This is a genomic window from Caballeronia sp. LZ032, from assembly GCF_031451315.1.
GTDB lineage: Bacteria > Pseudomonadota > Gammaproteobacteria > Burkholderiales > Burkholderiaceae > Caballeronia.
Window position 1 is genome coordinate 1625899 of the sequence record NZ_JARUXP010000001.1, and the last position, 21943, is coordinate 1647841.

Genomic DNA, 21943 nt, shown 5'->3' on the forward strand with positions numbered 1-21943 from the left:
ACTCATGGAACACGGCGCTCGCACCCAGAACGAGACGCTCGATGTCAAGACCACGACGTGCTACATGTGCGCGTGCCGCTGCGGCATCCGCGTGCATTTGCGCGACGGCGAGGTTCGCTACATCGACGGCAATCCGAACCATCCATTGAACCAGGGCGTGATCTGCGCGAAAGGCGCGTCGGGCATCATGAAGCAGTACTCGCCCGCGCGTCTCACCCAGCCGCTGATGCGCAAGCCCGGCGCGTTGCGCGGCGAGGCGCAGTTCGAACCCGTGTCGTGGGACGTGGCCCTCGACACGCTCGAACAACGTCTCGCGCATCTGCGCGCCACCGATCCCAAGCAGTTCGCCCTCTTCACCGGCCGCGACCAGATGCAGGCGCTGACGGGCCTGTTCGCGAAGAACTTCGGCACGCCCAATTACGCCGCGCATGGCGGCTTCTGTTCGGCCAACATGGCGGCCGGCATGATCTACACGATGGGCGGTTCGTTCTGGGAGTTCGGCGGTCCCGATCTCGACCAGTCGAAGCTGTTTTTCATGATCGGCACGGCGGAGGATCATCACTCGAACCCGCTCAAGATCGCCATCTCGAAGTTCAAGCGCGCGGGCGGACGCTTCATCGCGATCAATCCGGTGCGCACGGGTTATGCGGCCATCGCCGACGAATGGGTGCCGATCCGCCCGGGCACCGACGGCGCCCTTTTCATGGCGCTGATCCACGAACTGATCGCCGCCGACGCCTACGACCACGAGTTCGTCACGCGCTACACCAACGCGGCCGAACTGCTCGACATGAACGAGGCGAGCGAGCGCTTCGGCCTGTTCGTCGAGGATGCCAGCACGCCCGAAGGCAACAAGCTCTTCCCGCAGAATCATCTGTGGTGGGACACGAAGACGAACCGCGCGGTCGCGCATCACGCGCCGGACGCCGAGCCCGCGCTCGACGGCCGCTATACGCTCGAAGACGGCACGCCCGTCGCGCCATCCTTTGCGCTGTTGCGCGAGCAGGTCGCGTCCTGCACGCCGGAGTGGGCGGCGGAGATCACCGGCATTCCGGTCGCGACCATCCGGCGACTGGCCGCCGAAATGATCCAGGTGAGCCGCGACCACAAGATCACGCTGCCGATCCGCTGGACCGATGCCTGGGGCAAGACGCATGATCACGTGACGGGCAATCCCATCGCGTTCCATGCGATGCGCGGGCTCGCTGCGCACTCGAACGGCTTCCAGTCGATTCGCGGCCTCGCGGTGCTGATGTCCTTGCTCGGCACCATCGACCGGCCGGGCGGCTTCCGCCACAAGTCGCCGTTTCCGCGCGCGGTGCCGCCGTCCGCGAAACCGCCGAATCATCCCGACCAGGTGCAGCCCAACACGCCGCTCGCCAGCGGCCCGCTCGGCTGGCCCGCCGCGCCCGAGGACCTGTTCATTCACGACGACGGCACGCCGGTGCGCATCGACAAGGCCTTCTCGTGGGAATATCCGCTCGCGGTGCACGGCGTGATGCACAGCGTCATCACGAACGCCTGGCGCGGCGATCCGTATCCCATCGACACGCTGATGATCTTCATGGCCAACATGGCCTGGAACTCGTCGATGAACACGATGGAAGTGCGCAAGATGCTGGCCGACAAGGACGCGAGCGGCGAGTACAAGATTCCGTTCATCGTGGTCTGCGATGCATTCCAGTCCGAGATGACCGCGTTCGCCGATCTCGTGCTGCCCGACACGACCTATCTCGAACGCCACGACGCGATGTCGATGCTCGACCGCCCGATCTCCGAGTTCGACGGTCCGTGCGATTCGGTACGCGTGCCGGTCGTGCCGCGCACCGGCGAATGCCGGCCGTTCCAGGAAGTGCTCGTCGAACTCGGCAGCCGGCTGAAGCTGCCCGCCTTCACGACGCCGGAAGGCACGCGCAAGTATCGCGACTATCCGGATTTCATCGTCAATCACCAGACCGCGCCGGGCTCAGGCGTGGGCTTCCTGATGGGTTGGCGCGGCAAGGACGGCAAGGATGCGCTGGTCGGCGAGCCGAATCCGAACCAGTGGGAAGAGTATGCGAAGCACGACTGCGTCTTCCATTACACGATGCCCGAGGAATTCCAGTACATGCGCGGCCAGAACGGGCCGTATCTGAAGTGGTCGGTCGAAAAAGGCTTCCGCAAGTTCGACACGCCGATCCTGATCCAGCTCTATTCCGACGTGATGCAGAAGTTCCGCCTTGCCGCCCAGGGACGCACGAAGGGCCGGCAGCCGCCGGATCATCTGCGTGCGCGCATCGAACATTACTTCGATCCGCTGCCCTTCTGGTACGCCCCGCTCGAACGCGACACGACCGACCTCGAACGCTACCCGCTCGCCGCCGTCACGCAACGCCCGATGGCGATGTATCACTCATGGGACTCGCAGAACGCGTGGCTGCGGCAGATTCATGGCGAGAACCTGCTGTACATGAATCCGCGCATGGCCCAGGCGAACGGCATCGAGGATGGCGGCTGGATCTACGTCGAATCGCCATGGGGCAAGGTGCGCTGCATGGCGCGCTACAGCGAGGCGGTCGAGCCCGGCACGGTATGGACCTGGAACGCGATCGGCAAGGCCTCGGGTGCGTGGGGCCTCGGCGCCGACGCCAACGAATCGCAGCGTGGCTTCCTGCTCAATCACCTCATCACCGATGAAATCCCCGACCCGCAGCGCGAAGGCGCCCGCTACTCCAATTCGGATCCGGTGACGGGACAGGCGGCCTGGTACGACGTGCGCGTACGCGTCTATCCCGCTGAAGCCGACGCGCGCCATACCCTGCCGCAATTCCCGCCGATGCGCCCCGCACCGGGCATGGCCGGGCCGGTGCAGCGCGTCGTACAGACCTACTTCGCGGGACGCGGCGAGTTCGCGGCGCGCCTGCGCAACGCGTTGAAGCGCAACCCGGGCAACTGAAGGAGACTCCGATGACCCAGATGGCTCTCGTGATCGATCTGAACGTCTGCGTCGGCTGCCATGCCTGCGTGACTAGCTGCAAGGAATGGAACACCTCCGGCGAAGCGGGCAGCCTCGCGGATCAGCGCCCCTATGACGCCGATCCCTCCGGCACCTTCTTCAACCGCGTGCAGACCTATGAGTCGGGCGAGTTTCCGCTCGCCGACACCATTCATTTCCCGAAGTCGTGTCTGCACTGCGAGGACCCGCCGTGCGTGCCCGTCTGTCCGACCGGCGCGAGCTACAAGCGCAAGGAAGACGGGCTCGTGCTGGTGGATTTCGACAAGTGCATCGGCTGCAAGTACTGCGCGTGGGCGTGCCCCTACGGCGCGCGCGAACTCGACGAAGAACGCAAGGAGATGACCAAGTGCACGCTGTGCGCCGACCGCATCTATAACGAGGCGCTGCCCGAGCGCGACCGCAAGCCTGCCTGCGTGCTCGCGTGCCCGACTTCGGCGCGGCTCTTCGGCGACATCCATGATCCGGAGTCGGTCGTCTCGAAGGCGATCGAGGAGCGCGGCGGTTATCAGCTGATGCCCGAATGGGACACGAAGCCCGCGAATCACTACTTGCCGCGCAATCCGGTGAATGCGTGCGGCAGTGGTTCGTGCGGGTGTAAATCGAATGGCGAGTCGAATGGCAAATCGAATGCCGCCGACGATGACGCGCTCGACGCCCACGGCGAACTGAATCTGGCGGCCATGGCCGCCCGCGTCTGACCTCACACGGAGCATCCTCATGAAACCCGCGTTTTCTGTCGTGTTCCTCACGACCCTGAGCGGTGCCGCGCAAGGCCTGCTGATCGCGCTCGTCGGCGTGGAACTGCTGGCGCGCATCGGCCTGTTCGCCGGGCCGTCGCAGACCTTCTTCGTCATCGGCGCGGCCGTTGCCGTGGCGCTCGGCGGCCTCGGGCTGATCGCGTCGTTCTTTCACCTCGGCCATCCGGAACGCGCGTGGCGCGCCATCGCGATGTGGCGCACCTCGTGGCTCTCGCGCGAATGCCTGGCCCTGCCGGCCTTTCTCGGCTGCGCCGCGCTATATGGTTTTGCGCACTGGCTCGGCGCGACGTGGTCGCTGGCCATCGGCTTGATCGGCGTGCTCGCGGCGGCCGCGCTGTTCGTCTGCACCGCGATGATCTATGCATGCCTGCGCTTCCTCCAGGAATGGGCAACGCCGCTCACGCTGGTCAACTTCGTACTGCTCGGCTGCGCATCTGGTTTCACGCTCGCCAGCGCTTGCGCCGCATGGCTCGCGCCGTCGCTTGCGGCGGGACTCGCGGCCTGCGCCTGCACGCTGACGCTCGCCGGTTGTGTGGCGCGTGTCGCATCCTTGCAGCGCAATGCGCGTCTGCGGCCCAAGTCCACCGTGCAGAGCGCGACAGGCATCAAGGGGCCCAACGTCGTGCAGAAATCGCGCGGCTTCACGGCGGGCGCCTTCAACCTGCGCGAGTTCTTCCATGGACAGACCGTGCAGGCGATCCGCCGCATCAAGTGGACCTTCCTGATCGGCGCGTTCGGCGTGCCCTTCGTGCTGATGCTCGCGGGCATCGGCGCGCAGTCCGCCGCGCTGTTCTGCGTGGCCTTCGTCACGCAGTATCTGGGGCTAGTCGCAGAACGCTGGTTCTTCTTCGCCGAAGCGCGCCACCCGCAGAACATCTACTACGCGCGGGCTTCGTGATCGGCTGATCCGCAGCATAAACAACGCGTGCCCGGGAAGGCACGCGTTAGCGGCTTACACGGCCAGCTTGAGCGCCTGACCGAAGTCGGCGATCAGGTCCGCGGTATCCTCGATGCCCGCCGAGAGCCGCAGCATGCCGTCCGAGATGCCCATCGACTTGCGTACTTCGGCGCCGGCTTCGTAAAAGATGGTCGGCGCAACCGGGATGATCAGCGTGCGCGTATCGCCGAGTCCGGTCGCCTTGATCGGCAGCTTCAGCGCATTGACGACGTCGATCATGCGGTCCGCGCGACGCAGTTCAAACGACAGCAGCCAGGACGCGCCCTTGAACAGCTTCTGCGCGATCGCATACTGCGGATGACTTTCCAGCCCCGGATAAAACACGCGGCCGATGGCCTCGTGCCCTTCGAGAAAGCGCGCCAGCGCGAGCGCGTTGTCGCTGCACCGGGCGACGCGCAGCGCGAGCGTCTCCGCGCCCATCGCGATGGAATGCGCCTGCTCCGACGAAAGCGAGCCGCCCATGTCGCGCAGTCCCTTCTTGCGAACCTGCAACAGCCCTTGTTCCTTCGGCGCAGAGCCGCGGTAATCGTCGGCGATGTTCGGATACTTGCTCCAGTCGAACAGGCCGGTATCGGTCACCGCGCCGCCGAGCGCGGCGCCGTGTCCCGCGATGGTCTTGGTCAGCGAATTGACGACGAGGCTCGCGCCCACGGCCTTCGGCACGAACAGCGCCGGCGACGTGATGGTGTTGTCGACGACATAGGCGAGACCGCGCGCGCGGCACAGTGCGCCGATGCCTTCGAGATCGGGAATCTGCGTGCCCGGATTCGCGATGGTCTCGACGAACACCATGCGCGTGTTCGGCTTGATGGCGTTCGCGACGTTGTCGGCGGAGGTGGCATCGACCGTGGTCACTTCGATGCCGAGCGTCCTGAGCGTGCCGAACACGCTGTTGGTGTTGCCGAACACATAGCGGCTCGACACGAGGTGATCGCCCGCGCGCAGCAGCGTCAGGAACACCGCGGAGAGCGCGGCCATGCCCGTGCCGAAGCAGATGGACCCGACGCCCTGCTCCAGGCTCGTGATCTTGCGCTCCAGCGCGGCCGTGGTCGGCGTGCCCTGACGGGCGTAGTTGAAGCCGCCCTTCTTCGTGCCCTGGAACACGCCGATCAGATCTTCCACGCGTTCGAAGCCATACTGCACCGATGTATGGATCGGCTGACGCACGCCGCCGTGTTCCGCGCCGGGCTGCCTGTCGCCGTGAACGATGCCTGTGGTGAAACCTTGCTTGTCCATTACTTCTCCGCTAGCGAGTCGATCCGAAACCATCGATTTTGCCTGATCTTCAGCCGCTCATGGCATCCACGGCTTACGGGTACGCATGTTGCTCGCCTGTTCCTTCGTCCGCGCCGTTCGCGACGAGCATGATAACGCTGCTCCGCTCGTGAACCCCGGCGCGGCATTCCCCGACAAGGAGCCCAACTCATGCCTTACGAACTCCATTACTGGGACGGATTGCAGGGCCGCGGCGAATTCGTCCGGCTGGCGCTGGAAGATGCCGGCGCGCCGTACATCGAGGTCGCGCGCGAGTCGAAGAAAAGCGGCCACGGCATGAATGCGATGATGAAAATCCTCGACAGCAAGACCGAGCCGCATATTCCGTTCGCACCGCCGTTCCTGAAGGACGGCGAGCTGATCGTGCCGCACGTCGCGAACATCCTGCTCTACCTCGGTCCCAAGCTGGGCCTGGCGCCGCAGAATGAGGGCCTGCGCTACGTGGCCAATGGCCTGCAGTTGACCATCGCGGATTTCGTTGCCGAAGTGCACGACACGCATCATCCGCTGGCCACCGACCTCTACTATGAAGATCAGAAGGACGCCGCGAAGATCCGCACGCGGAATTTCCTCGACAAGCGCGTCCCGAAGTTCATGGGCTATTTTGAACGCGTGCTGAAGCAGAATCCCGCGGGCGACACGCAGATGATCGGCGACCAGACCAGCTATGTGGACCTGTCCATGTTCCAGATCGTCGATGGCCTGCATTACGCGTTTCCGCGCGCGATGAAGCGCTTCGGCGAGCAGTATCCGCGCGTGGCGGCGCTGCACGATGCCGTGCTGCAACGGCCCAACATTGCCGCCTACGTGGATTCGGACCGGCGTCTGCCGTTCAACGAATCCGGCATCTTCAGGCACTATCCCGAACTCGATCAGGACGCGTGAGCCACGATGAACCACGCGCGCCTGACGCCCATCCACTCCCGACTCAGCAAGGAGCCAGCATGATCGAAACGATTCCTTCCTTCGGTCTCGGCACGTTTCGCGTCGATGCCGCCAAGACCACGGAAGCTGTAAAGAGCGCAATCGGCATCGGCTACCGCCATATCGACACCGCGCAGTACTACAACAACGAAGCCGCCGTGGGCCAGGGCGTGCGCGATTCGGGCATCGCGCGCGACGATGTCTGGGTCACGACCAAGGTCTGGTGGGAGCGGCTGTCGCGCGATGCGCTGATTGCCAGCCTGAAGGACAGTCACGCGAAACTCGACATCGGCACGATCGATCTCGCGCTGGTCCACTGGCCGTCGCCCAAGGGCGCGGTGCCGATCGCCGAAACGCTCGCGGCGCTGCAGGAAGCGCAGCAACTGGGGCTGATCCGCCACTACGGCGTGTCCAACTTCACCGCGCCGCTGCTCGAGGAAGCGCTGGCGGCGCCGGGCGGCAAGGACATCGTCACCAATCAGATCGAAGTGAGCCCGTTCCTCGCGAACCGGGCGCTCGTCGATGCGACGCAGAAGTCCGGCATCAAGGTGACGGCGTACATGCCGCTCGGCGAAGGCCGCGCGCACAAGGACATGACGCTCAAGGCGATCGCCGCGAAACACAATGTCACGCCTGCGCAGGTCACGTTCGCGTGGCTGCTGGCGCGGGATATCGTGGTGTTGTCGGCCTCGACGAATCTGGAGCATCAGCAAAGCAACTGGGACGCGCAGAAACTCAAGCTCGACGCCGACGACATCGCCCAGATCGATGCCCTCGACGAAGGCCGGCGCAACGCCAATCCTTCGTTCGCGCCGAAATGGTGATAGCGATGCGCGGCGCATGCCGCCACGCATAGCATCCGTACATAGCCGCCCGGCTGACGCGTTCGCCGGGCGTTTTTCTTCGATGTCCCGAAGCCCGCAGACCCGCCTTGCAATGCTATCCTTGCGGGCGTCCTTATTCCATTTCCTTCTAAGCTTTCCACGATTTCGCAAAAGTGCTTTCGTTCCTGCTCAAGCTCCGTACCCGCGCCCAACGGCTCTTTCGTCTGTCGGACTCGCATACGATGCTCGTCTGGGCAGTCGTGGTCGGCGTGGCCGGCGCGTTCGCCACGGCGCTGTTTCGCGAAGGCATCGAGATCCTGCAACATCTGCTGGGTAATCGTTCGGAAGGACTCGTGGCGCTCGCGCTCGGCCTGCCCTGGCCCGTGCGCATGCTGCTGCCCGCCGCGGGCGGCGTCATCGCGGGCTTCTGCCTGCTGATCGCGCGCCGCCGCGTCAACAAGAACGCGAGCACCGACTACATGGAAGCCGTCACCATCGGCGATGGCGTCGTGCCGGTCTGGCAGAGCTTCTGGCGCAGCCTGTCCTCGCTCATCACCATTTCGAGCGGCGGTTCGATCGGCCGCGAAGGCTCCATGGTCCAGCTCGCCGCGCTCGTGTCGTCGCTGATCGGCCGCTGGGTCCACTTCGATCCGCCGCGCTTGCGCCTGCTGGTCGCGTGCGGCGCGGCCGCCGGGATCACCTCGGCCTACAACGCGCCGATCGCCGGCGCTTTCTTCGTCACCGAACTCGTGCTCGGCTCCATGGCGATGGAAAGCTTCGGGCCCATCGTCGTGTCGTCGGTGGTTGCCAACATCACGATGCGCGAGTTCGCCGGTTATCGGCCGCCGTACGAGATGCCGGTCTTCCCCACCGTCACCGGTGTCGAAGTGCTGCTCTTCGTCGTGCTCGGCCTGTTTTGCGGCGTGCTCGCGCCGCAATTCCTGCGGCTGCTCAGCGCCTCGAAGAAACGCTTCGCCATGTTGCCGTGGCCCTTGCCCGTGCGGCTCGCGGCGGGCGGGCTGATCGTCGGCGTGATCTCGATCTGGTGGCCCGAAGTCTGGGGCAACGGCTATGAAGTCGTGAATTCGCTGCTGCATGAGCAATGGACCTGGACCACGCTGCTCACGCTGCTGCTCTTCAAGATCATCGCGACGGCCGCCACCGCCGGTTCCGGCGCGGTCGGCGGGATCTTCACGCCGACGCTGTTCTTTGGCGCCGTGGTGGGCTGCCTGTTCGGCATCGGCGCGCATGCCATCTGGCCGCATGCCACCTCGGCGCCCTACGCCTATGCGATGGTCGGCATGGGCGCGTTTCTCGCCGCCGCCACGCACGCGCCGCTGATGGCCATCCTGATGATCTTCGAGATGACGCTCTCGTATCAGGTGATGCTGCCGCTGATGCTGTCGTGCGTGATTGCGTACTTCATTGCGCGCACCTCGGAGCAGACCTCGATGTACGAAGTCACGCTGCGCCGCAACCGCGAGGAGAAGGAGCGCGTGCGTCTGGCCGCCACGCAGATGCGCGAGCTCGTCAAGCCCGCCGATACCGTCGTGCCGCTCACGGCGAACATCAAGGACATGACGCGCGTGTTCCTCGAGTATCCGGTGAAGTACCTGTATGTCGTCGATGAAGCCGGCCGTTTTCGTGGCGTGGTGGCGCTGAAGGACATCACCTCCGACCTGCTCGACGAGCACGACACGCAAGCCAAGACCGCCGCCGACTATCTTCAGCCGCAATTCGACGTGCTGATGCCCGACATGTCGCTGGGCGAGGCGCTGCAGCACTTCCTCGCGTTCCAGGGCGAGCGTCTGCCGGTGGTCGAGAACAAGAGCCAGCCACTGCTGCTGGGAGTCGTGTACAAAACCTCGCTGCTGGACGCATACTTCCGTTTGAATCCGACGTCGCGCTGAAACTGCGCAGCCGTGCAATTTTGCGGCGCGGCGTGCCGCTTGCGTGCGTCCTGCGCGCGGTCCGGGTCCACTTCACATTTCACTCGAAGTACGTCCGCGCGACGCCCGCACGTCGCGCCCGTGCGCAGTCCGCTCAGGCGGTCGCGGCGCGCGGCCAGGCAGGTCATGCGAGCATCGGCACAGGCTTTGCTTGATGCTTCTCGCTGCCTACGTGAGGAGGGGTTGCCCGATGAAGACCTCAACGTTGTTGTCGATGGCCCTGGTGTCGGTCTCGTGCTATGCCGCGCCGCTGCATACGAGTTCCACCGACGAATCCACCGCCGCCGCCACCGCGACACGCGCCGCCCTGCGCGTCAATGTCGCTCCGGTTGCGCCGCCGGCGCCTGAAGTTGCCGCGCAGGACCTCGATCACGCGCGCTGGCGCCACGTGCCGCTGCCGAAGTCGCGTACGCCGAATCACGGTATGGCTAGCCAGCCGGTTCAGGTGCAGACCTGACGAGTGGTTTTCTTTCCGAATCATCAACTAATCAAGTCAGCGCAATGACCGACACGCACTCAAAAGACGCCTTGAACGATGAGCCGATCGACGATGAGATCGCTCACGTGCTGCGCCTCGTGAAGTATCCCGCCAACAAGGACGCCATCGTCGACGCCGCGCGCGAAGCCGGCGTCAGCAATGATGTCGTCACGCTGTTCGACGGGCTGCCCGAGCAGGATTATGCGGATGCGGATTCGGTCGAGCAGTTGCTGGGAAGTAATGGCGGACCGGGGCTGTCGAGTTGAGTGCTGGTGCGCGTATGGAAGCGTAGCGTGCATGTATGCTGCCCTTCGGGCACGTCATACTAATCGTTCGCCGTCAAAGACTTAGGCCGATCCCCCGGCCTTTTCAACAGCGCTGTCCACAGAATATGTGGATAAGTCAGGCTTCGATTGCACTGGTTTGCCTGGTGGCGATCTTGGTTCGATCCGCACCACGTCTGGATTTCCCAAAGAATTCAAATGACTGAGCAAGTCACCCAGCGGTTTTCCACAGGGCTTTCCACGCGGCCTGTGGAGAACTCCTATTGCATCGCCTCTTTGCGTGCCGTGGAAACGGCTACTAGCCCTCGGCATGTCGATCTTCGTCTGCCTGCCATAAAGCAACAGATCACGCCCGTCCGGGACACAATTTCACAAACATAAACACGCAGTCAAAAGCAGGTTTGTCCTATTCTGCGAAATCTCATTGCATGCGCAGCGGACAGGTTGGAAGCCTGTAGCAAAGCGGAACCCGCGTCTCGCTCGTGCTGAACGAGCGAGCGCGTCAAGCCTTTATTCGTCTTGCAAGACGGATTGCGTGGTTATCCGCGCCTTGTCGGAGCGAGGCAAGCACGTTCCCCAAGCCTCCCCCTTCTAAAGCGGCGGAATGAGCACTCCCCTGCTGACGCGACGTAAGTCAACTCCCCTTATACTGCGCGGCACTAGCCCCCACCGGCGCCGCCGGCTTCTTCTTCGCGCCCTGATCACTCGCCGCCGCCCCCGACGACATATAAGCCGGCGCCGCCTTGGCCTTCTCCTTCTGTCCCGCAGGCGGCGCGGTCGGCGCCTTGCCGATATCAGCAAGCATCTGCTGACACGGCAGCGGCTTGTTGTTGCTCGGCGCAATCAACGGAATCAGCGCCGCGAACGGATTGATCAGCCCCAGCCCGACCGCCGCCGCCCCGCGTATTGCCAGCACCGGACTTACGCCGATATGCGGATCCTTGAACGTGCCCTTCACATACAGCGGCGAGCGCAGCGAGAAGATCCGCACGCCCTTCGTGTGCGGGTGGATGCCGAGATCCATGGCTTCGGTCTTGAGATTGATCGTGCCGTCGACGTTGATGACTGCATCATCGGTGTCGAGTGCGAAGACGCGTGAATCGAGCACGCCATCCGTCACGACAAAATCCGCCGCCGCGCAGTTGATGTTCACATCGCGCTTGCCGAACAGCTTCTCGTACACCACGTTCGCCACGTTCAACCCGGCTGCTTCCATGTAAAGCCGGCTGACGGTGCCTTCGGTGACCAACGCCTTCACTTCGCCGTTCGATGTCGCCGCCAGCGCCGCCGGCGAATTGCCGGTAGCGGACAACGCTGCATCGCCATTGATTTCACCCAGCGCCGACTGCATCGTCTTGTTGGTCGGGAACAGCTGCTTGAGCTTCAGATGCCGCGCCTGCGCCGACACGCGTCCCTTGAGCGGCGCTGCGCTGCCGTCGAGGTGAATGTTCGATGCCAGCGAGCCGCCCGCCACGCCAAACTTCAGCGGCTCGAACGACAACACCCCATCGTTCATCACCACGTGCGTGTACAGGTTCGTGATCGGCAGGTCCGGGTCCTTGATGATGCGTTCGCCGGTGAACTTCACATCGGCGTCGATGGACTTCCAGCGATCGGTCTTGAACTCCTCGGTCGGCAGCGCCTTCGACGATGGCTGCTTCTCCGTCTCGCCGCGCTTGGCCTTGCTCGCGTTGGAATCGGCGCCGATGATCGGCGCGAGATCCTTGAACTGCAACAGATGCGACACCAGTTCGCCCTGCAGCAGCGGACGCGGCTTCTTGCCCGCATAGACCAGCGAACCGTTGATATCGCTGCCGCCCACGCGTCCCGTGAAGTTCTCGTAATGGAACACGTTGCCGTCTTCGCGGAACTGTCCGGTCAGACGCCCTTCGGTTGCGAACGGCGGCGTCTCGGGCAGCGTCACGCCAGTAAATGGATACAGATGCGCCATGCTGACGGCCTGGATCCACAGGCGCAGGTCGAGCGCCGCGAGATGCGCAGGATCGGTCACGGTGCCCACGAAGGCGATATGCGTGTCGCCGAGGCGCACGTCGGCCTGCACAGGGAACGGCCGCTGTGCGTCCTGTACCGCGAGCACGCCGCCCAGCTTGCCGTCGCCGGACACCTTGCCGCCGTTGTACGTCCCCTTCACGGTCCAGCCGAACGCGTAGGGGGGAACCGGCGGCTTAGGAGCGTCCTTGGTGGTGATGCTGGTGTTCGCTGACGTGCTCGCCGGATTAGGCGCCGATGCATTCGCCGCTGCCGCAGCGGACGCCGCCGATGCGGCCGACGCTTCCGAAGCCGCCGCCGCATCGGCCTGCTTGTTGAGCTTCGCCGCGCCGCTCTTGCCGACCATCTCGGCCGAAGACTTCGCCGACGCTGCTTCCTGCTGCTTCATGACTTCACCGATGGGCACGGGCTGACCGAGCGTATCGATGACCGCCTGCATGTCAGCCTTGGTGACTTCGTCACGCAGGCTCACGGTGCCCTTCGCGAGCGAAATGTCGCCGAGCTTGAGATTCCACGTGGACGGTTCGTTCGACTGCTTGAACTTGAACGTCCAGTTATTGCGCTTGTCCTTGAGCCGCTCCACATCGATGGACGGATTCACGAGATTGATCGACGGAATCACGATGTCATGCGCGAGCAGGGGCAGCACGGCGACCTGGAAGTCGATCTCGTCGAGCGTCGCGAAAAATTTTTGACGCGTCCAGTCCGGGTTCGCGATGGTGATCTTCTCGGCCGAAAAGCGCGGCCATGGCACCCAGCGTTTCCATCCGGTCTCGTTGGGCGGACGATGCCAGCCCACCTTCAGGTCGCCGGTGATCTCGAAGCGGCGGCCGATGGCCTCGGACACCTTGTCGTCCACCCACGGTCGCAGCCGGTTCCAGTCGAAGGTCAGGAAAATGACCACCAGGATCGCAATCAGCACCGCCAGAATGCCGAAGAACCAGGCGGCGATCTTGCCGATTTTGCGGGTCGTTCCAGCCTGCGCCATGACCTCTCCATGCGTATTATCGTTATTCGGTGCGGCAGCACATAATGTGCCCGGCGTGCGTCCACGCGCCTTCTGGACACCGCTTGAAACTCCGTAAGATGTCGATCTCGACCCCTCCACCTGACATGCATCCGATGCCCGAAGCGACATCGCCCGGCGTTTCCCCGAAGACCGAGCTCGTGACCGCCCACGGCGTCACGCGGCGCGACGCCGTGAGAGGCACGACGCTGCTTCAGCCCACCGATTTCACGCTGTATGGCGGCGAGCGCGCCGCGATCACGGGCCCTTCCGGCTCCGGCAAGAGCGTCTTCCTGCGCACGCTCGCGCTGCTCGACGCCTGCGATGCAGGCTACGTGACCTGGCGCGGGGAGCGGATCGCGCACTCGCGCATTCCGGCGTACCGGCGGCGCGTGGCCTATATCGCGCAACGTCCCGCGATGCTCGACGGCAGCGTCGAGGACAACCTGCGCTATCCGTTCATGCTCAAGGCCTATCGAGATGTGCGTTTCGATCGGGACACTGCCGCGCGGCTCGCCCAGGCGGCCGGACGCGCCGCCGATTTCCTCGACAAGTCCGCCAGCGAGCTGTCGGGCGGCGAGGCGCAGATCGCCGCGCTCGTGCGCACCTTGCAACTCGCGCCCGACGTGCTCCTGCTCGACGAACCCACCGCCTCGCTCGACCCGGCTTCGGCGCGTTCGATCGAAGCGCTCGTTGCCGCCTGGTTCGATGCCGATGCCGCCCGCGCCTGCGTTTGGGTGTCGCACGATCCGGAACAGGCGCGGCGCGTCGCCACGCGCCACCTGACCATGAACGCCGGCGTGCTCGGAGGCGACCTGCGATGAACGGCTATCAGAATCTCGGGATCGTCGATATCGGACTGGCGGCCTTGCTGATCGTGGTGAATGGCGCGTTGTCGGTCGCGCTCCAGCTCAGGCTCGAACGCAAGCTCGCCGTCGCGGCGGTGCGCACCGTCGTGCAGCTGCTGCTGATCGGCTATGTGCTCGGCTGGGTTTTTGCGTTCGACCGCTGGTATGTCGTCCTGCCGCTGATGGCGCTGATGACCGTCATCGCCGGCTTCGCGGCATCCGGACGCGGACGGCGCACTTACGCGGGCCAGCGCGTCGACAGCATCCTGTCGATCTGGGGCAGTTCCTGGCTGATCGGCGCGTTCGGGCTGTTCGTCGTGATCCGTATTCATCCCTGGTACGAGCCGCAATACGCGATTCCGATCCTCGGCATGATTCTCGGCAATACGCTCACGGGCGTGTCCCTCGGCATCGAGCGGATGACCGAGGAACTGACCGCCGGACGCGCCGCCGTCGAGATGTCGCTCGCGCTCGGCGCAACCCGCTGGGAAGCGGCGCAAGGCCCCGCGCGCCAGGCCGTGCGCGCGGGCATGATTCCCACCCTGAACCAGATGGCGGTGGTCGGCCTCGTCAGCCTGCCCGGCATGATGACCGGCCAGGTGCTCGCCGGACAGTCGCCGTTGCAGGCGGTGCGCTATCAGATCGTCATCATGTTCCTGATCGCGGCAGCCTCGGCGCTCGGCGTGGTCGCCGCGATCGTGCTGACCTACCGACGGCTCTTCGCGGCCGACCATCGCTTCATGGCGGCGAAACTCGTGGAGCGCCGCCCGCGCAAGCGCGCCACTTGAGTTGTCCGGTCACGCGCCGTTGTAGACCCGCTCCAGCTCGACGAAGTCCAGCTTGATCATGTCCATCATCGCGCGCATCGTGCGGTTCGCCTTCTCCGCATCCGGGTCCTGCAGCATCTTGAGCAAACGCCTCGGCGCCACCTGCCAGACGACGCCATAGCGGTCGGTGAGCCAGCCGCAGGCCATCGACTTGCCGCCGTCCATCAGCTTGTCCCAGTAGTAGTCGATCTCTTCCTGAGTATCGCACTTGATGAACATCGAAACGGCCGGCGTGAAGTCGAACTGCGAATTGCCGTTCAAGGCCATGAAGGCCTCGCCCTCCAGTTCGAACAGCACGGCGAGCACGCTGCCGGCGGGACCGGGACTGGCCTCCGTATGGCGCATGACTTCGGTGATGCGCGCACCCCTGAAGGTCGCGACGTAAAAATTTGCGGCTTCTTCCGCGTTGCCTTTGAACCAGAGGCAGGGCGAGATCTTGTCCATCTGCGGGTCTCCGTTCTCGAATGGGGTCATTGGCCGGGCGCGCAGCCCTTTTCCATCGCGGCCTTCATCTCTTCCGGGTTCATGTCGCGCTTGTGCGTCGCGACCGACCACTGATGCCCGAACGGATCCTCGAGACGGCCATAGCGGTCGCCCCAGAACATGTCGGCGACGGGCATCGTGACCTTCGCGCCGGCCTCGGCCGCCTGCCTGACCGTGGCATCGACATCCGTGACGTAGAGATGCACCGTGACCGGCGAACCCTTGATCGCCTTCGGCCCGAGCATGCCGAATTCAGGATGTTCGTCGACCAGCATCAGCATCGAATCGCCGATCTTGACCATCGCGTGCATGAGCCGGCCGTCCGGGCCGGGCATGCGGCCCATTTCGACGGCGTCGAACGCGCGCTTGTAGAAGTCGATGGCCTTGGCGGCGTCCGCGCAGCACAGGTGCGGGGTCAGCGAATGCATGCCGGGAGGAATGGGTTCAGTAGCAGCAGAGGACATGTCGGCTCCGTGAGAGTGGACGAGGCGCGCCAGGCAGTGGCGGCGCTCTCACACCCTACAACGATCGGCGCGGGCGTCAATCGACATGAACGCGCAGCGGCGGCGCAAAAATTTCACGCCGCGCCGGCATGACGCGATAGCCTATTTCGAAGACTGCTCGGCAAGCGATTGAATCAGGCCTTCGAGCCGCGAGAAATTCACGGGCTTGGTCAGATGATCGAGGAAGCCGGCTTCGCGGCAACGGCGAATGTCCTCGTCCATGCCGTAGCCCGTGATGGCGACGGATGGCTTGTTGGGCTGCAGGCTCGTCCAGGCGCGTGCGATGTCGAGTCCGCTGCCGTCCGGCAGTCCGATATCGCTGACCAGCAGATCGAACGACGCGCGCTTCGCGTGTCCGATCGCCTCCGCCACCGTGATGGCGACGGTCACCTGATGGCCCAGCATTTCCAGCACTTCGGCCATGGCGGACGACGTCTGCTCGTTGTCCTCCACCAGCAGGACTCTCAGCGCACGGCTGTGTTCCTGCTGCGCCGCCTCGACGCGCGGCGCGTCCTCGTGCTCCGGCTGCACGCGGGCGAGCGGCAGCGTGAGGGTGAAGCGCGCGCCCTTCTCGCGCCCCTCGCTGTAGGCCGACAGCGTGCCGCCATGCTTCTGCGCGAGCGTGCTGGCGATGGCCAGTCCCAGTCCCAGACCGCCGAAGGAACGGGTGATGGAATCGTCGGCCTGTTCGAACGCCGAGAAAATGCGCGGCAGCGCCTCGGCACTGATGCCGATGCCGCTGTCCGTGACCGAAACCGAAATGGTCGCGGGATCCGGGTTCCAGGTGCGCACTTCGATGCGGCCATTCGCCGGGGTAAACTTCACCGCGTTCTTCATCAGGTTCCAGACGATCTGCTGCAAGCGCGCGGCGTCGCCCAGCACGACGAAGCGGCTCGCGTCGAAGTACGTCTTCAGGGTGAGGCTCTTGGCGCGCAGGTCGGCTTCGGACATGTCGAGCGCGCTCGTCAGCAGCGTGTCCAGCGCGACGTTCGCGAAATTCAGCGAGAGCTTGCCGCGCGCGATGCTCGTGAGATCGAGAAGATCGTCGATCAGGCGCGCTTCCAGTTCGACATTGCGACGGATCAGGTCGAGCGTCGGATGGGCCTCGCGCGGCAGCGCATGCTTCATTTCGAGCAGGCGCACGGCCGCCAGAATGGGCGTGAGCGGCGTGCGCAGTTCGTGCGACAGCACCGCCAGAAAATGGTCCTTCGCGCGGTTGGCCGATTCGGCCTGATCCTTCGCGAGACGCAGCGCGTCGGCGGCCATGTGGGCATCGGTGGCGTCGCGCACGATCTTCGAGAAGCCGATCAGTTCGTCATGCTCGCTGCGGATCGCGGTAGTCACGCCCGACGCGAAGAACGAATGGCCGTCCTTGCGCCACAGCCAGCGGTCGTCGCTTGCGCTGCCTTCGCGGCGCGCGGTGTTCAATTCGGCCTCGAACACGCCGGTCTCGCGGTCTTCCTGGCTATAGAAGATATCCGCCGATTGCCCGAGCACGTCCTGCGCCGGAAAGCCCAGAATGCGCTCCGATGCGGCGTTCCAGGTGCGAATGCGCCCTTCCGGGTCGAGCGTGATGACGGCGTAGTCCTTGAGCGCGTCGATCAGCAGCCGGAAATGGGTTTCGGTTTCGCGCAGCGCGCGTTCCACGGCGATGCGCTGCGCCCGTTCGGCGCTCTCGCGCATCGCGCGGCGCACAACGGCGGGCAGGCGCTGGAGGCGCTGCTTCAGCACGTAGTCGGTCGCGCCGCGCTTCAGCATGTCGACCGCATGTTCCTCGCCGAGCAGCCCCGACACGAAGATGAACGGCGTGTCCGGCGTGCGTTCGCTCGCGATGGTCAGCGCCTCGATGCCCGAGAACGTGGGCATCACGAAATCGGCGAGGATCACGTCGAAACGCTTCTTCTCGAGTTCGGCGACGAACGCCGCGGAGTCGTAGACGATCGACGCTTCGACCGCATAGTCCGCGCGTTCGAGCTGGGCGATCGTCAACTCCGCATCGAGTGCGTTGTCTTCGACGAGAAGCAGATGCAGGGGCTGCATGATCTACACGTCCTCGCCGGAAGTCGGGTGCGGGGACGGGTGCGCGAAGCGGCGGGACGCCGCGGACAGGATCGCTGCGCTCATTGCGCGTTGGGCGGACGGCGCAGGCGCGTCGAGCCCGGCGGCGGCTCGTTGAGCACGGCCCAGAACACGCCGAGATCGCTGATCGCCTCGACGAATTCCGCGAACTCGACCGGCTTCACGACATACGCATTCACGCCGAGTTCGTAGCTGCGAATCAGATCCTGCTCCTCGCGCGACGAGGTCAGCATCACGACCGGAATGCTCTTGAGCGCCGCGTTCGAGCGGATCATGTCGAGCACTTCCAGACCGTCGATCTTCGGCAGCTTCAGGTCGAGCAGAATGACGGCGGGATTGCCCGGCGCGCGCGCCTTCCACTCGCCTTCGGAGGTGAGATAGTCGATCGCTTCCTGGCCGTCGCGCGCCACGATGACCTCGTTGGCGAGCTGGCTCTTGTCGAGCGCGACGAGCGTCAGCTCGAGGTCATTCGGGTTGTCTTCGACAAGCAATATCGGTTTAAGCATGGTCTCTTCGTGACTTTGTTACTGGCGTGCCTTGAGCGCCGTTGGGTCCCTTTGCGCCTTGCGCGGCGCCGATGCTGCGAAACACGACCGGCAGCGAGAAATAGAATACCGCGCCTTGCCCCGGATGCCCTTCGGCCCAGGTCCGCCCTTCGTGCCGTTCGATGATGCGCCGCACATTTGCAAGTCCGATGCCCGTGCCCTCGAACTCTTCCGCGCGATGCAGGCGCTGGAACACGCCGAACAGCTTGGCGCCGTACTTCATGTCGAAGCCGACGCCATTATCCCGGACGCCGATGATGTATTCCTCGCCGCTGCGGCTGGCGAATACCTCGATTTTCGCCGATTCCCGCGTTCTCGTATATTTCACCGCGTTCGACAGCAGGTTGCGCACCGCCAGTTGCAGGAAAGCCGCGTCGCCGGTGACGCGCGGCAGGTCGCCGATCACCCATTCGATATCGCGTCCCGACGCCTCCTGCTCGAACTCCTGCACGACCGAGCGCACCAGCATGCCGAGGTCCACCGGGGCGGGGCGCAGCGCGGCGCGGCCCATCTGCGAAAAGGTCAGGAGATCGTCGACGAGCGTGCCCGCGAAGCGCGCCGAATCCAGCATGTTGTTGAGAAAGCGCCGGCTTTTCTCCGACATGCGCTCGCCCTCCTGCTCGCGCAGCAGGTCGCCGTATCCGGCGATATGGCGCAGCGGCGCGCGCAGGTCGTGCGACACCGAATAGGAAAACGCTTCCAGTTCCTTGTTGGCGCGCGTGAGCTCGGTGGCGAGCGCCGCGCGTTCCTCGGCGCGCCGCAGCACGATGTTCAGGAGCGCGCCGCGCAGCTCGCCCGCAATCTCGATCTCGCCCGCGCGCCAGGGCTTCGAATGCCCGCGCACGGTTTCGAGCCACGGCGAGAAGCTGGTGCGCGGCGCGCTCGCGCCGGCCCCGTCCTCGATCTTGACCGGTTCGCCCGCCCACTTGATGGTCTGCATCACCTCGGGCCTGAACCATAGCAGATAGTTGCGGAAGATCTGCGACACCGGCACCGCCAGCACGCCGCACGCACGGTCTTCGTGCGCCTTGGCGGGCGGCCACTGGCGCGCCAGGGAATCGGTCGCCCAGACGCCGCTGGTATGTTCCGCGAGCCAGTGCGTGAGCGCGCGCACCGTGTCTTCGTCGGGCGTGGCGCCGAGCAGCGTCACCTGATCATCGAACACGATGGCCGCGCCGGCGGAACGCGCGAAGTTCAGCACGTCGGCGGGCACCGACTGCAGTCCGGTCACGAAACGCTCGTGCTCGCCCATCGCGGCGATCAGGCGGCCCATGGTCCGGCGCAGGTCGGTGAGATATTCGCCTTCGGCGCGCTCTTCCTTCGCCTCGATCTGCAAGGACAGCATGTTGCCGAGATGCTCGACCGCGACGCGCGTGTTGAACGGCACGATGCGCGGCGCATGGTCGTGGCACGAGACGAGGCCCCACAAGCGGCCCCGCACGACGATCGACACCGACATCGACGCATGCGTGTTCATGTTGCGCATGTATTCGAGGTGCACCGGCGAGAAGCTGCGCAGCGTCGAATAGGTGAGGTCGGTCGGACGGCCCGTGAGCGGGTTCACATCCGGCACGAGGCGCGCGGGCGTGTAGTTGACGTCGGCGACCAGGCGGATGCGGTTCTTCAGATACAGCGCGCGCGCCTGGCGCGGAATGTCGGAAGCCGGAAAGAACTGATGCAGGAACGACGCGTAGTCCGCCTCGCGGTCTTCCGCGAGCACGTGGCTGCGCCCTTCTTCGTCGAAGCTGTAGAGCATTACGCGGCCGAAGCCCGTGATCGCGCGCACCTCGCGCACCGCGAGTTCCGCCAGTTCCTGGACGGTCGCCGCATCCTGCAGGCCGCGCGCGAAGGTGCGCACGAGCGGATACATCGAGGCGAACGTGTCGCCGCTTGCCGCCGCCGCTTCCATCTCGACGATCAGGATGCCGTCGTGCCGGTGCAGCGTGACATCGAGACGCGCGGAGCCGGGGGGCGCGGCCGGTATCTCGACCGGTCCGACATACAGCGGCGAATCTTCCAGCGCCGCCATGCTGGCCACGTGCGCGATGCGCTGCGCGGCGGCCTCGCCGAGCGCCACCGCGAGCGGCTGGCCAAGCAGCGCATCCAGAGGCGCGCCCGTCAATGCAGGCAGGTTGTCGCTGGCCTGCACGATGCGGAGATCGTCGGCCAGCGCCAGCAGATAGCCATGCGGCTGGATGCCGCCGGGAACGTGGATCGGCTCGGCGTCGCAATCCTTGCTCGCGACGCCCGAACTGAGCGTGAGCCGGCGTGCCTCGGCGTCGGGCGGTCCGTAGCTCCCCGCTCCGGGAGTGAGTGAACCGCCGGATCCGCTGTCCGTCCCGCTCATGTGACGGCTCCCGGTACGGGCGGGACGACGTCGACACCGGCCGCTTCGGGACACAGCCAGGACTGCAGGCTCTCGAAGGTGGCGATGGCGGCCTTCACCGCGTCGTCATGCTGGGCTTCGGGCACCGAGGCGGCGGCGGTTTCGCGGAACGCGTTCCACATGCTGCCGGTGCGCGCGCCATAGCCTTCGAAATAGGCATTGCCCAGGCCTGACGCGAGATCGAGACGCTGCGCGACGTGTGGCGCAATGAACCGTCCGCCGAGCGTGCTGCCTTCCATCACGTACATGGAGCCGAACGCATCGCCCAGGTTGTGGAGGCGCGGCAGGTCATAGCGCGTGTCGGCCTGCGGCACGGAGCCGACCGGCCGGCGTTCGCCGGTCAGCGCGGCGAGATCGGCGGCCAGCAGCGGCGCCTTGCGGCGCTGGTCGAAAAAGACCGACAGCGTGGCCGGCAGGCACGCGGCCGCGGCGTCCTCCCACGGTGCAACATAGCCATAGAATCGTTCGAGCAGCGCGATGTATTCGTCGCGTTGCAGATCGTCCCGCATCAGGTCAAGCGCATTCTCGAGCCGTGCATGACACGCGGCGGTTTCGTTCTTCAGGCGGGACAGAAGGTCGGATTGCATGTTGCGATGAGTGGGCTTAAGGACCGCGAGGCGGACGAATGATGCGGGTATCGGCAGGGCTTACCGGTTCGGGCGCCTGGCTGGGCGTGGGTGTCGGTAGAAATCGCACCGCGAACGCTTGGCGGCGAACGTGATGCGAGCGCTCATTTAAAAAAGAGTCATTCTACGCATCCGGCCTCGCCGCTGCCATGCAAGGCCAGCGTTTATAAGCAATCTGCCGCGCC

Annotated in this window: 18 protein-coding genes; 10 read left to right on the forward strand and 8 right to left on the reverse strand. The window is 65.0% G+C overall.

All coding sequences use genetic code 11. From position 1 onward, the window contains the following. Nucleotides 1–4 precede the first annotated feature (4 nt). From QCE69_RS07615 to QCE69_RS07625, 3 genes are read left to right on the forward strand one after another with little or no spacing between them, the layout of a single operon-like run. Nucleotides 5–2935, forward strand: coding sequence for a molybdopterin oxidoreductase family protein (locus QCE69_RS07615; protein WP_309930172.1), 2931 nt, complete (start codon nucleotides 5–7; stop codon nucleotides 2933–2935). A gap of 11 nt (nucleotides 2936–2946) precedes the next feature. After that, nucleotides 2947–3693: a 4Fe-4S dicluster domain-containing protein gene (locus QCE69_RS07620; protein WP_309916446.1), complete on the forward strand. Its 747-nt coding sequence runs from the start codon at nucleotides 2947–2949 to the stop codon at nucleotides 3691–3693. Between the two features lie 19 nt (nucleotides 3694–3712). Then, nucleotides 3713–4651 carry a DmsC/YnfH family molybdoenzyme membrane anchor subunit gene (locus QCE69_RS07625; RefSeq protein WP_309916450.1) on the forward strand — a complete coding sequence of 313 codons (939 nt, stop codon included), beginning with the start codon at nucleotides 3713–3715 and terminating at the stop codon, nucleotides 4649–4651. A 54-nt stretch (nucleotides 4652–4705) separates the two neighbouring features. Here the strand turns inward: QCE69_RS07625 and QCE69_RS07630 are convergent, their stop codons facing one another. Then, nucleotides 4706–5947 carry a cystathionine gamma-synthase family protein gene (locus QCE69_RS07630; RefSeq protein WP_309916452.1) on the reverse strand — a complete coding sequence of 414 codons (1242 nt, stop codon included), beginning with the start codon at nucleotides 5945–5947 and terminating at the stop codon, nucleotides 4706–4708. 189 nt (nucleotides 5948–6136) lie between these two features. On the opposite strand from QCE69_RS07630, the gene QCE69_RS07635 reads away from it, so the two are divergent. From QCE69_RS07635 to QCE69_RS07655, 5 genes are all read left to right on the forward strand, one after another. Beyond that, on the forward strand, nucleotides 6137–6871 hold the full coding sequence (locus tag QCE69_RS07635) for a glutathione S-transferase family protein (RefSeq protein ID WP_309930174.1): 735 nt from the start codon (nucleotides 6137–6139) through the stop codon (nucleotides 6869–6871). 59 nt (nucleotides 6872–6930) lie between these two features. Further along, nucleotides 6931–7734 (forward strand): aldo/keto reductase, encoded by an 804-nt coding sequence (locus tag QCE69_RS07640; protein ID WP_309930176.1) that lies wholly within the window; start codon nucleotides 6931–6933, stop codon nucleotides 7732–7734. Nucleotides 7735–7907: 173 nt separating this feature from the next. Further along, a complete protein-coding gene (locus tag QCE69_RS07645) occupies nucleotides 7908–9644 on the forward strand; it encodes a ClcB-like voltage-gated chloride channel protein (protein WP_309916461.1) in 1737 nt (578 codons plus the stop codon). A 229-nt stretch (nucleotides 9645–9873) separates the two neighbouring features. Next, nucleotides 9874–10140, forward strand: coding sequence for a hypothetical protein (locus QCE69_RS07650; RefSeq protein WP_309808442.1), 267 nt, complete (start codon nucleotides 9874–9876; stop codon nucleotides 10138–10140). A 44-nt stretch (nucleotides 10141–10184) separates the two neighbouring features. Beyond that, on the forward strand, nucleotides 10185–10427 hold the full coding sequence (locus QCE69_RS07655; RefSeq protein ID WP_309930178.1) for a DUF2795 domain-containing protein: 243 nt from the start codon (nucleotides 10185–10187) through the stop codon (nucleotides 10425–10427). Nucleotides 10428–11079: 652 nt separating this feature from the next. Here the strand turns inward: QCE69_RS07655 and QCE69_RS07660 are convergent. Then, entirely contained in the window at nucleotides 11080–13443 is a 2364-nt protein-coding gene (locus QCE69_RS07660) for an AsmA family protein (protein ID WP_309916464.1), read from the reverse strand. A 134-nt stretch (nucleotides 13444–13577) separates the two neighbouring features. Here QCE69_RS07660 and QCE69_RS07665 point away from each other — a divergent pair, with 134 nt between their 5' ends. Together QCE69_RS07665 and QCE69_RS07670 are read left to right on the forward strand one after the other, a co-directional pair. Next, nucleotides 13578–14285, forward strand: coding sequence for an ATP-binding cassette domain-containing protein (locus tag QCE69_RS07665; protein WP_309931596.1), 708 nt, complete (start codon nucleotides 13578–13580; stop codon nucleotides 14283–14285). Then, on the forward strand, nucleotides 14282–15097 hold the full coding sequence (locus QCE69_RS07670) for an ABC transporter permease (protein WP_309916467.1): 816 nt from the start codon (nucleotides 14282–14284) through the stop codon (nucleotides 15095–15097). The genes QCE69_RS07665 and QCE69_RS07670 overlap by 4 nt, the downstream gene beginning before the upstream one ends. A gap of 9 nt (nucleotides 15098–15106) precedes the next feature. Here the strand turns inward: QCE69_RS07670 and QCE69_RS07675 are convergent, their stop codons facing one another. The 6 genes from QCE69_RS07675 to QCE69_RS07700 form a co-directional block, all read right to left on the reverse strand. Continuing rightward, nucleotides 15107–15580, reverse strand: coding sequence for a VOC family protein (locus tag QCE69_RS07675; protein ID WP_309930180.1), 474 nt, complete (start codon nucleotides 15578–15580; stop codon nucleotides 15107–15109). Between the two features lie 26 nt (nucleotides 15581–15606). After that, nucleotides 15607–16083 carry a VOC family protein gene (locus QCE69_RS07680; protein ID WP_309916474.1) on the reverse strand — a complete coding sequence of 159 codons (477 nt, stop codon included), beginning with the start codon at nucleotides 16081–16083 and terminating at the stop codon, nucleotides 15607–15609. A 141-nt stretch (nucleotides 16084–16224) separates the two neighbouring features. Beyond that, nucleotides 16225–18162 carry a response regulator gene (locus QCE69_RS07685; RefSeq protein WP_309930182.1) on the reverse strand — a complete coding sequence of 646 codons (1938 nt, stop codon included), beginning with the start codon at nucleotides 18160–18162 and terminating at the stop codon, nucleotides 16225–16227. Nucleotides 18163–18242: 80 nt separating this feature from the next. Further along, on the reverse strand, nucleotides 18243–18707 hold the full coding sequence (locus QCE69_RS07690) for a response regulator (protein ID WP_309808453.1): 465 nt from the start codon (nucleotides 18705–18707) through the stop codon (nucleotides 18243–18245). Continuing rightward, nucleotides 18700–21093: an ATP-binding protein gene (locus QCE69_RS07695; protein ID WP_309930183.1), complete on the reverse strand. Its 2394-nt coding sequence runs from the start codon at nucleotides 21091–21093 to the stop codon at nucleotides 18700–18702. Before QCE69_RS07695 ends, QCE69_RS07690 begins: the two co-directional genes overlap by 8 nt. After that, nucleotides 21090–21719: a biliverdin-producing heme oxygenase gene (locus QCE69_RS07700; RefSeq protein ID WP_309916483.1), complete on the reverse strand. Its 630-nt coding sequence runs from the start codon at nucleotides 21717–21719 to the stop codon at nucleotides 21090–21092. The genes QCE69_RS07695 and QCE69_RS07700 overlap by 4 nt, the downstream gene beginning before the upstream one ends. Nucleotides 21720–21943 lie beyond the last annotated feature (224 nt).

Coding starts and splice junctions, on each gene's coding strand:
- QCE69_RS07675 (WP_309930180.1), bottom strand. CDS start 15,580: ATGGACAAGATCTCGCCCTGCCTCTGGTTCAAAGGCAACGCGGAAGAA.
- QCE69_RS07615 (WP_309930172.1), top strand. CDS start 5: ATGGAACACGGCGCTCGCACCCAGAACGAGACGCTCGATGTCAAGACC.
- QCE69_RS07640 (WP_309930176.1), top strand. CDS start 6,931: ATGATCGAAACGATTCCTTCCTTCGGTCTCGGCACGTTTCGCGTCGAT.
- QCE69_RS07690 (WP_309808453.1), bottom strand. CDS start 18,707: ATGCTTAAACCGATATTGCTTGTCGAAGACAACCCGAATGACCTCGAG.
- QCE69_RS07620 (WP_309916446.1), top strand. CDS start 2,947: ATGACCCAGATGGCTCTCGTGATCGATCTGAACGTCTGCGTCGGCTGC.
- QCE69_RS07655 (WP_309930178.1), top strand. CDS start 10,185: ATGACCGACACGCACTCAAAAGACGCCTTGAACGATGAGCCGATCGAC.
- QCE69_RS07660 (WP_309916464.1), bottom strand. CDS start 13,443: ATGGCGCAGGCTGGAACGACCCGCAAAATCGGCAAGATCGCCGCCTGG.
- QCE69_RS07700 (WP_309916483.1), bottom strand. CDS start 21,719: ATGCAATCCGACCTTCTGTCCCGCCTGAAGAACGAAACCGCCGCGTGT.
- QCE69_RS07625 (WP_309916450.1), top strand. CDS start 3,713: ATGAAACCCGCGTTTTCTGTCGTGTTCCTCACGACCCTGAGCGGTGCC.
- QCE69_RS07665 (WP_309931596.1), top strand. CDS start 13,578: ATGCCCGAAGCGACATCGCCCGGCGTTTCCCCGAAGACCGAGCTCGTG.
- QCE69_RS07685 (WP_309930182.1), bottom strand. CDS start 18,162: ATGCAGCCCCTGCATCTGCTTCTCGTCGAAGACAACGCACTCGATGCG.
- QCE69_RS07650 (WP_309808442.1), top strand. CDS start 9,874: ATGAAGACCTCAACGTTGTTGTCGATGGCCCTGGTGTCGGTCTCGTGC.
- QCE69_RS07695 (WP_309930183.1), bottom strand. CDS start 21,093: ATGAGCGGGACGGACAGCGGATCCGGCGGTTCACTCACTCCCGGAGCG.
- QCE69_RS07670 (WP_309916467.1), top strand. CDS start 14,282: ATGAACGGCTATCAGAATCTCGGGATCGTCGATATCGGACTGGCGGCC.
- QCE69_RS07680 (WP_309916474.1), bottom strand. CDS start 16,083: ATGTCCTCTGCTGCTACTGAACCCATTCCTCCCGGCATGCATTCGCTG.
- QCE69_RS07630 (WP_309916452.1), bottom strand. CDS start 5,947: ATGGACAAGCAAGGTTTCACCACAGGCATCGTTCACGGCGACAGGCAG.
- QCE69_RS07635 (WP_309930174.1), top strand. CDS start 6,137: ATGCCTTACGAACTCCATTACTGGGACGGATTGCAGGGCCGCGGCGAA.